The organism is Streptomyces sp. NPDC001153 (genome assembly GCF_053598315.1).
In genome coordinates this window covers 1-10,062 of record NZ_JBSFJZ010000097.1, presented here as the reverse complement: position 1 = coordinate 10,062, position 10,062 = coordinate 1, and the positions used below count along the sequence as shown (strand labels likewise).

General features: G+C 69.2%; 15 protein-coding genes. 13 read left to right on the top strand and 2 right to left on the bottom strand.

Annotated features, from left to right (window positions below; genetic code table 11):
• Positions 1 to 226: 226 nt before the first annotated feature.
• Entirely contained in the window at positions 227 to 514 is a 288-nt protein-coding gene (locus ACWDEN_RS47155; protein ID WP_351609345.1) for a hypothetical protein, read from the top strand.
• 110 nt (positions 515 to 624) lie between these two features.
• Here ACWDEN_RS47155 and ACWDEN_RS47150 read toward each other — a convergent pair whose 3' ends face one another.
• Positions 625 to 1,086, bottom strand: a complete 462-nt coding sequence (locus ACWDEN_RS47150; protein WP_450864232.1) for an NUDIX hydrolase — start codon at positions 1,084 to 1,086, stop codon at positions 625 to 627.
• Between the two features lie 18 nt (positions 1,087 to 1,104).
• Between ACWDEN_RS47150 and ACWDEN_RS47145 the strand changes: the two genes are divergently transcribed.
• The 12 genes from ACWDEN_RS47145 to ACWDEN_RS47090 all read left to right on the top strand — a co-directional run bounded on the left by ACWDEN_RS47145 (position 1,105) and on the right by ACWDEN_RS47090 (position 8,715).
• A complete protein-coding gene (locus tag ACWDEN_RS47145; protein WP_450864231.1) occupies positions 1,105 to 1,884 on the top strand; it encodes a GntR family transcriptional regulator in 780 nt (259 codons plus the stop codon).
• Between the two features lie 136 nt (positions 1,885 to 2,020).
• Complete coding sequence (locus tag ACWDEN_RS47140) at positions 2,021 to 2,377, top strand: SCO3933 family regulatory protein (RefSeq protein ID WP_225101437.1); 357 nt, start codon at positions 2,021 to 2,023, stop codon at positions 2,375 to 2,377.
• 2 nt (positions 2,378 to 2,379) lie between these two features.
• Complete coding sequence (locus tag ACWDEN_RS47135) at positions 2,380 to 3,741, top strand: FtsK/SpoIIIE domain-containing protein (protein ID WP_450864229.1); 1,362 nt, start codon at positions 2,380 to 2,382, stop codon at positions 3,739 to 3,741.
• 85 nt (positions 3,742 to 3,826) lie between these two features.
• Complete coding sequence (locus tag ACWDEN_RS47130) at positions 3,827 to 4,030, top strand: hypothetical protein (protein WP_450864227.1); 204 nt, start codon at positions 3,827 to 3,829, stop codon at positions 4,028 to 4,030.
• Positions 4,030 to 4,704, top strand: coding sequence for a DUF2637 domain-containing protein (locus ACWDEN_RS47125; RefSeq protein WP_450864225.1), 675 nt, complete (start codon positions 4,030 to 4,032; stop codon positions 4,702 to 4,704). The genes ACWDEN_RS47130 and ACWDEN_RS47125 overlap by 1 nt, the downstream gene beginning before the upstream one ends.
• Before the next feature lie 20 nt (positions 4,705 to 4,724).
• Positions 4,725 to 4,919, top strand: coding sequence for a hypothetical protein (locus ACWDEN_RS47120; protein WP_225101441.1), 195 nt, complete (start codon positions 4,725 to 4,727; stop codon positions 4,917 to 4,919).
• A 1-nt stretch (position 4,920) separates the two neighbouring features.
• On the top strand, positions 4,921 to 5,112 hold the full coding sequence (locus tag ACWDEN_RS47115; protein WP_225101442.1) for a mobile element transfer protein: 192 nt from the start codon (positions 4,921 to 4,923) through the stop codon (positions 5,110 to 5,112).
• 13 nt (positions 5,113 to 5,125) lie between these two features.
• Entirely contained in the window at positions 5,126 to 5,281 is a 156-nt protein-coding gene (locus tag ACWDEN_RS47110; protein WP_107069211.1) for a hypothetical protein, read from the top strand.
• 24 nt (positions 5,282 to 5,305) lie between these two features.
• Positions 5,306 to 5,623: a SpdD-like protein gene (locus ACWDEN_RS47105; RefSeq protein ID WP_450864223.1), complete on the top strand. Its 318-nt coding sequence runs from the start codon at positions 5,306 to 5,308 to the stop codon at positions 5,621 to 5,623.
• A gap of 127 nt (positions 5,624 to 5,750) precedes the next feature.
• Positions 5,751 to 7,118, top strand: coding sequence for a replication initiator protein RepSA (gene repSA / locus ACWDEN_RS47100; RefSeq protein ID WP_450864221.1), 1,368 nt, complete (start codon positions 5,751 to 5,753; stop codon positions 7,116 to 7,118).
• Positions 7,115 to 7,315 (top strand): helix-turn-helix transcriptional regulator, encoded by a 201-nt coding sequence (locus tag ACWDEN_RS47095; RefSeq protein ID WP_450864219.1) that lies wholly within the window; start codon positions 7,115 to 7,117, stop codon positions 7,313 to 7,315. Before repSA ends, ACWDEN_RS47095 begins: the two co-directional genes overlap by 4 nt.
• A complete protein-coding gene (locus ACWDEN_RS47090) occupies positions 7,315 to 8,715 on the top strand; it encodes a tyrosine-type recombinase/integrase (protein ID WP_450864217.1) in 1,401 nt (466 codons plus the stop codon). The genes ACWDEN_RS47095 and ACWDEN_RS47090 overlap by 1 nt, the downstream gene beginning before the upstream one ends.
• A 326-nt stretch (positions 8,716 to 9,041) precedes the next feature.
• Here the strand turns inward: ACWDEN_RS47090 and ACWDEN_RS47085 are convergent, their stop codons facing one another.
• On the bottom strand, positions 9,042 to 9,365 hold the full coding sequence (locus ACWDEN_RS47085) for a hypothetical protein (RefSeq protein ID WP_450864215.1): 324 nt from the start codon (positions 9,363 to 9,365) through the stop codon (positions 9,042 to 9,044).
• Positions 9,366 to 10,062: the final 697 nt, after the last annotated feature.

Sequence of the window (10,062 nt, the reverse complement as noted above, 5' to 3'; positions counted from 1 at the left end):
GGCCGCCTGACCCCCGTCGAATACGAGACCGTCATGACCACACCGGCCCTCCGAGCCGCGTGACCCAACCTGTCACCCGAAACTGCAGCAGACCTTTCTGACCTGATGCCCCGTGTGCCTGCCTCTTGGGCGGGAGCGGGCGGCCGGCGGTGCCGAGCGGGGCGGAGACATGAGCGCGGGCGCCGCCGGCCGCCCGCGCCCGCCCGGAGGAGCGAAGCGACGACGGGTGCTTGATGAAGTAGGGAAAGTCTTATCCCTCGGCTGGGTGGGCCTCTCGTCGGTACTCATCGAACAGGCTGAAGAACAGCTCAACCGCAGGTACGCCGGCCTCTTGTGCCTCGCGTTCGATCTCGACCGCCCAGCCAAGGGAGCTGTGACGGCCGAGCCGCTGCCACAACCACTCGGCGAACGGGCCCTGAGTGCCAGGGCTCCAGAAGGGGAAGTCTTCCTCGGCACCGTGCACTGCCATCGCGGCTCGGTAGCCGATGAGCATGGAGTCCAAGTGCTGGAGTGAGCCGCCGCGTAGCCACGTACCGGGGCGGAGGCGTATCTCATCAAGGAACTCATGGACGCTGGAGAGCTCCGTGATGTGCCTCGGTTGCCGACGTGCGTTATCCGCTTCTGTCATCGGGTGAGCAGCTGCCTGCCATCGTGGCTGCGTACGTGCGGGCCGTTGCCGTCCAAGGCGTCCAGGAGTCTGACTGCGAAGACCTCGGACATGCGCTCGCTGACCTCGGCGGGCGTGAGCCAGGAGACGGCTGTGGACTCACTTGAGGTGCGTTCGGTGCCGCCCGAGGGCTTGCAGCGGAAGACCAGGGCCACGATGCCGCGGGTGAGGTTCTTGTAGACGCCGGTCAGTTCGTCGACCTCGACGTGGATGCCGGTCTCCTCCAGGACCTCGCGGGCGACGCCGGCCTCGGGGGTCTCGTCGAGTTCGAGGATGCCGCCGGGGAGTTCCCAGGTGCCGTTGTCGGCTCGGCGGATCGCCAGGAGGCGGCCGTCCTCGCGCACCACCACTCCGGCCACGGATACGGAGTGCAGGGGAGACGGCGTCGCTTCCTGTGCTTGACTCATGTAGAGGAGCATAGGAGGCAGAGAAGGACTATGGGAACTGCGGCTGGAGGGGTCGGGTCCGGACCTCGGTACGTGCAGATCGCGGACGAGATCGTGCAACAGATCCGGGCGGGAGTTCTCAAGCCTGGCGACATGGTGCCGAGTGAGTCTGAGCTGGTGGAGCGCTACGGCGTGTCCGGCGGGACGATCCGTAAGGCCATGGTCGAGGTGCGGGCGAGTGGGCTGGTCGAGACCCGGCACGGCAAGGGCTCGATCGTGAAGAACCGGCCTCCGGTGCGGCACCGCTCCTCCGATCGCTTCCGGCGCTCGCTCCGGCAGGGCGGACAGGCGGCCTACCTCGCGGAGTCCGCTCAGTCCGGCGCCACCGCCAAAGTCAGCGTTCTCTACATCGGGCCCATGGAGGCGCCCGAGGATGCCGCCCAGCGACTGGGCGTCTCGGTCGGTACGCAGGTGCTGGCTCGTCGTCGCCTGTACTTCCGTAACGGCACCCCGGTCGAGACCGCGACGTCGTACCTGCCCTGGGACGTCGTGAAGGACATCCCGGAGCTGTTCGCCGAGAACCCCGGCGGCGGTGGCATCTACGCCCGACTCGAAGACCACGGGCATGAGTTCGCGGAGTTCGTCGAGACGCTGCAAGCGCGGCCGGCCTCCAAGGCGGAAGCCTCGGAGCTGGCACTGAGTCCGGGTGCGCCCGTGGTTCATCTGATCCGTGAGGCCCGTACGACCGCGGGTCTCGTGGTTGAAGTGTGCGACACCCTCATGGCCGCTGACCAGTTCGTTTTCGAGTACCGGATCCGTGCCGCCGACTGACGCGCACTCAACTCTCCGCAACCCGTCACGAGTTCCTCTTCGTGGCGGATTGACTCATGTACAGGAGTCAGGCACTCTTCTTCATGTCGCTCATGTGCATGAGTGGCGGAGTTCAGCATCTATAGAGGAGTGATCTCTGCGTCAGATTCCCGTCGACACCGCCGGCGCGGTCGTGATGGTCGCCAAGTCCCCGCAGGTCAAGGTCCGTGACCGCCGTACCGGCGAGATCGCCACCGACGCCGAGACCGGGGCCAAGCTGATGACGGTCGACGTGATGTTCGCGGCGAACGAGGAGGTGGAGATCCTCTCCATCACCGTCCCGGAGCCCGGCATCACCGGCGAACTGGCCATGGGCACGCCGGTCGCACTCACCGGCCTGATCGCCCGCCCCTGGGAGAACGACTTCAACGGCCAGAAGCGGCACGGCATCGCGTTCCGCGCGGTCGCGGTCACCTCGCTCGCCGATGCCGCCGCAGGGCCCAAGGCGGCCTGATCATGACCGGCTTCTCGGTCTCCCTGGTGCTGGTCGCCGTCGCCGCGGTTCTTCTGCGGTGGCGGCGCCCCGCCTGGTACTGGCTGACCTTCGGGGTCACGCTGGCCGTGGTGCGGGTCCTTGTCCGGTACGGCTCGGTCATGGACGCGTGCGGGTTAACCGTTCCGCCTGCGCGGTGGCGGCTCGCTCTCGCCCGTGCCACCAACCGGCCGATACCGGGACCACGTGCCCCGCGCATTCTGCGGCTGCGGCCCACTCGCACCGGCCTGGTCCTGCGGCTCAAGCTCCAGCCCGGGCAGGACGCCTTCGATATCGCCGCCGCCTCGGACCGGCTCCGGCACTCGTTCTCGATGTACGGCGTGACCTCGCGGGAGCTGCGCTCCGGCGTCGTAGAGGTGCGGATGACCGGCTACGACGTGCTCAAGCGGGTGCAGATGCCGGCCAAGACCGAAACCCGGCCGATGCGGGTACCGGTCGCCCTGCGGCAGGACGGCTCGGTGCACTACCGCGACTACCGGGCAATACCCCACGCCCTCACCCTCGGGGCCACGGAGTCCGGCAAGTCCGTCTACCAACGCAACCTGGTCGCCGGGCTCGCACCGATGGACGTCGCCCTCGTAGGCATCGACTGCAAGCAGGGGGTTGAACTGTTCCCGCTGGCCCGCCGGTTCTCCGCGCTGGCTGACGATCCCGACACCGCTGCCGAAGTGCTGGAGGCGCTCGTGGTCCGCATGGAGCGCACCTATCAGGTCATCCGGGCTCAGCAGCGGATCACCGCTGACGTGCCGGACGCGGAGATCGCCGCCGACATCTGGGACCTGCCCGATCACCTGCGCCCGGTCCCGGTCGTGGTCCTGGTCGACGAGGTGGCCGAACTCGCCCTGTACGCCAACAAGGAGGAGGAAAAGCGCCGGGACCGCATCATCACCGCCCTGGTCCGCCTCGCCCAGCTCGGCCGCGCGGCCGGCATCTACCTCGAAATCTGCGGCCAGCGCTTCGGCTCCGAACTCGGTAAGGGCATCACCATGCTCCGCGCCCAGCTCACCGGCCGCACCGCCCACCGCGTCAACGACGAGACATCCGCCAACATGGCCTTCGGCGACATCGCCCCGGACGCCGTCCTCGCCGCCATCCAGATCCCGGCCGAAATGCGGGGGCTCGCCATCGCGGGCGACTCCTCCGGAGGATGGCACCGCATCCGTGCTCCGCACACCTCGCTCCGCCAGGCCGTGAACATCTGCAACCGGCACGCCGACCGGACCCCGGACCTGCCCGAGCTGGCTCCGTTCCGGCCCGTCCTCTCCGCCTCCGCCTCCGCCGCCGCTCCCGTGTCGCTGGCCAAGGCTTCCTCAGCCGCTGTCTGATCCCTCTCGGATCCCCACCGGTCGGCGCGACCGCCTTCGCGCCAGGTCCCTACCCCCGCCATGCCCAAAGAAGGGAGACCCCGCCGTGTGCCCGAACTGCGAGGACTTCGCCCGGACCGTGCTCCTCCTCGGCCAACTCGCCTTGTACGCCGACATGGCCGGCGCCGACCTCGACTTCGTGGAAGCCGTCAGCCCGTCCCTCGCCGTCTCGCTGCCCGAGCCGCCGCCCGGCACGTTCCCGTCCGGCTACGACCCCGACGGCGGCCCCGCCTACCCCGGTGACTCCTGATGGGTGCCCGTCACGGCCTCCGTGTCGACGCGGTCCTGATTCAGGCCGTCATCGCTGGTGCCCTGTCCTTCGCCCACCTGCACGACCTCGCCTCCGCTGCCGGACAGAACGGCTGGAAGGCCTGGGCCTACCCGGTCAGTGTCGACCTGCTCCTGGTCGCCGCCTGGCGGCGCCTGCGCAGTGAGGGCCCGTCTCGGCTGGCCTGGTGCTGGTTCCTCGTCGCGCTGTTCGCCTCGCTCGGCGCCAACATCGCCACGGCCGGGTTCCTGGACCTGGCCGACCCGCCCGCCCTGCTGCGCCTCGGGATCGCCGGATGGCCCGCGCTCGCCTTCCTCGGCGGAACGCTCCTCGCGCACTCGTCGGCTGCGGAGTCGGGACCGGTGCCGCCGGCATCTGTCGCGGACGTGGAGGAGGTCGTGTCTCCGGTCGAGCAGCCGGTCCCGGACGCCGAACGCGCATCGGGAACTGAGCCGGTGCCCGAGCCTGACGGCGCCCCCGCATCTCAGGCCCCGGCTTCCGCTCCTCCGGTCCCCGCCGTCCTGGTCGACCACGCCCGGAAGGTCGCCGACGAGTACCGCGCCCGTACCGGTGCCCCGATCGACACAGACACCCTGCGCTCCCGCCTCGGTGTCCCGCCCCACCTCGCCGACGCCATCGCCGCCCACCTCACCTGACCAGCACGAGAGGAAGACCAGTGACCCGCGACCCGGCCGACCTGACCGCCTCCGACTACCTCGACGGCGCCCGCGAGATGGCTGCCGCCAACCGGCCCTTCCTCGCCCACCTGCTCGCCGAGGAAGCCGCCCGCCTCACCGCCGACCCGGCCACCGCCGCCGGTATCCGCGCCAGCTTCCCCGCCCCGACCACGGCCCGAGAGGAGACCGACTGACATGCCCGCCCGCGACCACTTCCACTCCGTGATGCACATCGGCCCGGTGCAGATCGGCACGCACCGCGACCGCCACGGCCAGACCAAGCACGCCGCCGTGTGCACCTCCGACGACTGCGGTTGGTCCGCCGACTACTCCAGCCAGTCCGCGGCCCAACTCGCCGCCCGCACCCACCGCTGCCGCGTCCGCTAGGAGACCCACCGCCATGCAGGTCCCGCTCTGGTTCGCCCTGCTCGTCGTCGGCTACCTCGGCGTCAAGCTCATCCGCCCGCCCGCCTGGCTCATCGCCGTGCTCCTGCTCGGCGGCTTCCTCCTTGCCGACAGCGTCCTCGCCCCGGCCATCAACGCGCTCGTCAAGTAGCCCGCCCGCGAGAGGAGACCACCCATGTTCCGCCCGAAGATCCCTACCATGCCCATGCCGACGGGCCTCACCACCCCGCCCGCCGTCATCGAGCCGACCACCGTCACCCGGAACGCAGAGATCCCGCCGGCCACCACGCCTACTCCGGCGCCGTCCCGGCCCCCGGTCCAGCTCACCCCCGGCACAGCGCTCGCCCTCGTCGGCTGCGGCACGGCCGTCGTCCTGGTCCTCGGCGCCGTCCTGGTCTCCCTGCTTCTGGCGGTCGCCATCACCGGCGCCTCAGTTGCCGTCTGCGCCGTCGTCCTGCGCTCCCTGCTCGCCTCCGACGCCAAGCGTCGCTGACCGGCACCCGGGCGGCCTTGATACCGCCAAGCATCCGCCGCCCGGGCGCCGTCCCTGTCCGATCTCGCAACCGGAAGGAACCCCAAGCATGGCCCACCGCGCCTCACCCGCGACACCGAGTGCGCCCATGCCCGACACATTGCTTGACCCGATCACCCTCGGGGACGTGCTCCGGGTGGCTTCGGCCTCGGACTACGACCGCTGGGAGGACCAGATCCGCCGCACCGGCGGCTGCTCCGACCCGATCCACGTCACCGGCTGGGTCCTCCACAAGGACAAGACCAGCGGCGAGATCCTGCACCATTACTCCACTGAGAAGGAGCCGGGTGGACGCCTCCGCCTCGCCTGCGGCAACCGTCGCGCCTCCCGCTGCCCGTCCTGCGCCTGGACCTACGCGGGCGACACGTACCACCTGATCCGCGCCGGCCTGGCCGGAGACGACCGCCGCGACGTCCCCGCCACCATCCGCGATCATCCGCGCGTCTTCGCCACCTTCACGGCCCCCTCGTTCGGCCCGGTCCACAACCGCCCCGATCGCGGTTCCTGCCGCTGCGGCGCCCCGCACGCGCCCGACGCTCCGGAACTGGGCACCGCCCTCGATCCGGACAGCTACGACTACGCGGGCGCCGTGCTGTTCAACAACCACGCCGGACAGCTCTGGCAGCGCTTCACCACCCGGCTCCGCCGCGAACTCGCCGCCCGCGTCGGCCTGCCTCGCCGGGAACTCGCCGAACACCTTCGCGTCTCGTACGGCAAGGTCGCCGAGTTCCAGAAGCGCGGCGCCCTGCACTTCCACGCCGTCGTACGCCTCGACGGCCCGGAGGGGCCCGGAACATCCCCACCCGCCTGGGCCACGGTCGACCTCCTCACGGACGCTGTACGCGCTGCCGCAGCGCACTCGTACACGTCCGTCTCGGCCCCGGCTGCCGGTGACGAACCCGTCCGTACCTTCCGCTGGGGCCGACAGCTCGACGTCCGCCCGGTCAAGGTCTTCGGCGACGGCTCCGACATCACCGAACAGGCCGTCGCCTCGTACGTGGCCAAGTACGCCACCAAGGCGGCCGAGAACACCGGCACCCTGGACCGCCGCATCGGCGAACTCGCCGAACTCGACCGCCACCAGGTCCCGGACCACACCCGACGGCTCATCACCGCGTGCCGCGACCTGGACAGCCTGTACCCGGACCGGCGTCTCTGGGCCTGGGCGCACATGCTCGGCTTCCGCGGGCACTTCTCGTCCAAGTCGTGCACCTATTCCACCACTCTCGGCGCTCTCCGCCAGGAACGCGCCGCCTACCGGGCCGCCCAGGAGGCATCCGTCGTCGGCCTCGACGACCGCGAGCCGGACACCGTCCTTGTCCTGGCGGACTGGCAGTACGCCGGCCACGGCCACACGCCGGGTGAGGCCGCTCTCGCCGCGACCATCGCCCGTGACCTCCAGACCAACCGGGAGACCGCGCGCGACGCCCTCCTGAGCGAAGGGAGCACGGAATGACCACGGCCATCCCGTCGCGACGCACCATGCTCACCCTCGCGGAGGTCTGCGAGGAACTGGCCATCTCGCGCTCGACCTTCTACGACTGGCGGGCCAAGCGCCGTGCGCCGCGCTGCATCAAGCTCCCGAACGGCGACCTCCGGATCCGGCGGAGCGACCTCGATCACTGGCTCGACGACTGCGAGGACGCCGCCTGATGGAGACGACGTACGACGTGAAGATCTACAAGATCCTCACCTACAAGGGTGCCCGGAAGACCACGTACACCGTGCGCTGGACGGTCGCGGACAAGCGCTGGCGCGAGCCCTTCAACACCGTCGCGCTCGCCGAGGGCTTTCGTTCAGAACTCATCCGGGCCACGGGCAAGGGCGAGGCCTTCGTCGTCGCTACCGGCCTCCCGGTGTCCCATCGTTCCAAGTCGGCCACCATGAGCTGGTACAAGTTCGCCGTCGAGTACGTAGATGCCCGCTGGTCTCAACTCGGCGGCAACAGCCGCAAGAACATCGCCAAGACTATGACCGCGACCACCATCGCGCTACTGCGGGCCAAGCCCACCCAGTTCGCACCTGCGGCCGTGCGCACGGCCCTGCGCGAATGGGCGTTCAACACCAACCGACGCCCGGACGCGCCCCGAGACGTGGTGGCCATCCTCAAGTGGGTCGAGCGGAACTCCCTGCCCGTCTCGGCGTGGGAGGACCCGGAGAAGGTCGACCAGGTCCTGCAAGCCATCGACACCCGCCTCGACGGCAAGCAAGCGGCGGCCTGGTCCCGGAAGCGCAACCGTCGGATCCTCAACGTCGCCATGAAGTACGCGCTTCGGCGGCGCATCCTGCGGACCAACCCCCTCCCGAAGGGCAAGGAGTCGACGGCCGCCACGAAGACCACTAACGCCGTGGACAAGCGGTCCTTGCTCAATCCCGAGCAGGCGGCGGCAATCCTCGACTGGATACGGCGCCGGCCGCGGGGCGGCAAGCGGCTCCATGCCTTCTTCGCCACGCTGTACTACTGCGGCCCACGCCCCGAGGAGGCCGTAGCCATGCGCGTCGAGGGCGTGACCCTGCCCAAGCCCGACGCCGACGACCAGTGGTGCGAGCTGCTGATCCACACAGCGACGCCGGAGATCGGGAAGCAGTGGACCGACACGGGCGAGATCCACGAGCAACGCGACCTGAAAGGCCGTGCGGAGGGTGAAACACGCACCGTGCCGGGGCATCCGGCCCTGACACGCATCCTGCGGCAGCACATCGAGGACGAACAGCTTCAGCCGGGTGATCTGCTGTTCCAGGGCGAGTCGGGCGGCATCCTCGCCGGCTCTGTCATCCGTCGGGCATGGCGCAGCGCACGTAAGGCCGTCCTGCCCCCGCACGTCTTCGAGTCGCCCACCGGGCGGCGGGTGTACGACAACCGGAACACGCGCCTGACGAAGTGGCTCAACGACGGCATCCCGCCCGCCCAGGTGGCGGAGTGGGCCGGGAACAGCGTCGCCGTGCCGCTGGCTACCTACGCCCGCTGCATTGACGGGCAGCTGCCGGACCTGAAACGGCGATTGGAAGCCGCGGGAGACCTCCCTGAGTCGGAGGTGCCGGGCGTTGGCTGATCTTCCTCGGGTCGACAACTTCGACACGTATTCGACACGGCCACCCGCGAAAACCCGGTGACAGCCGGACAGCCCCGGAGTCTGCCCTTGATCATCAAGAGGGCGTCCGGGGCTTCGTCGTGATCAGTGACACCCGCCCTGACCAGCAAAAAGCCCTCCCGACGGGAGGGCTGAGGCTGTGCGCCCCCGGCAGGACTCGAACCTGCGGCCAAGCGCTTAGAAGATGCGGGCGAGCCTTGGCGGCCTGGCCCGACAGTTCCGTGCTGCTTCCGCGACAAGCCGCTGGGTGCCGTTGCCGTCCGTGCTCGTTGCCGTCAGCGCTGCCGTCAATCGAGGGTGCGAGGACTCCGCGCCCGAGAGACGCGATACCCCGTCCTGAGGACCAAGATCAGCACCGCGACCCCGAGCACGGCGTTAAGAGTGTCCATGATCATGACGATGAGGTGGGGCGCGAGCAACAGGCTCGGCATCCTGGCGCTGATCACCCCCAGGCCGATGAGGAGGGGGAGCCACACCCGAAAGGATCGCACGCCCTGATCGGGACTCTCTCCCTTCCGAACCTTGGTCCGCTCCCACCGCCGACTGCCGAGGCTCATGAGGACCAGCGCGCACCCCATCGCGACCACGGACCAGTCCATGAACCGCAGCATCACAACTCCTTTATCGGGAGGAGGATCTTCCTCCCGCGGATGTTCGCGGTCAAGGGGCCAGCGACCCCGCAGCAGCCCTGGTCGGCTCTTATGTGTCCGGGTGTGTGATGGCGCCCCGGCACGCTTCGCACGTGTCGCTTCAGGAGTTCGATCTCCGTAGTCGCCGACGTGTGCAGATGCCTCTTCACAAGCCGACCCTGCTCCGCCCGTGGTTGGCGCGATCCGCTGTCGTACGCCGGTGTTGATGTCAGCCTCTGATGTCAGGCTGACAAGCTATGTCCGCCCTTCCGGGGGCCTTGAAGCGGGCCCCGCGTTACTTGGAACCGCATCTTGACCCGCCAGACGGCGTGCTTTGGCATCCCGCGTATAGACCGTGAGCGGCGGCAACGGCTCTTCCCGCAGAAATGCGCCAAGGCAACTCAGTCCCTCGTAGGTGACGCTAAATGCGCCTTGCTTGCGATCCGCGTGAGATCCCTCATGGCCTTGAAAGGCCATCCGGCTGGCCATCAGGACGTCTCCAAGGCGTTCCCCGAGGACACGGTCTGGAACCCTCACGAGGGTGACCTCGATGCGCTGGTGAAGTTTGTTGGCTGCCAAACGAAAGGGTCTGCTGCAGTTTCGGGTGACAGGTTGGGTCACGCGGCTCGGAGGGCCGGTGTGGTCATGACGGTCTCGTATTCGACGGGGGTCAGGCGGC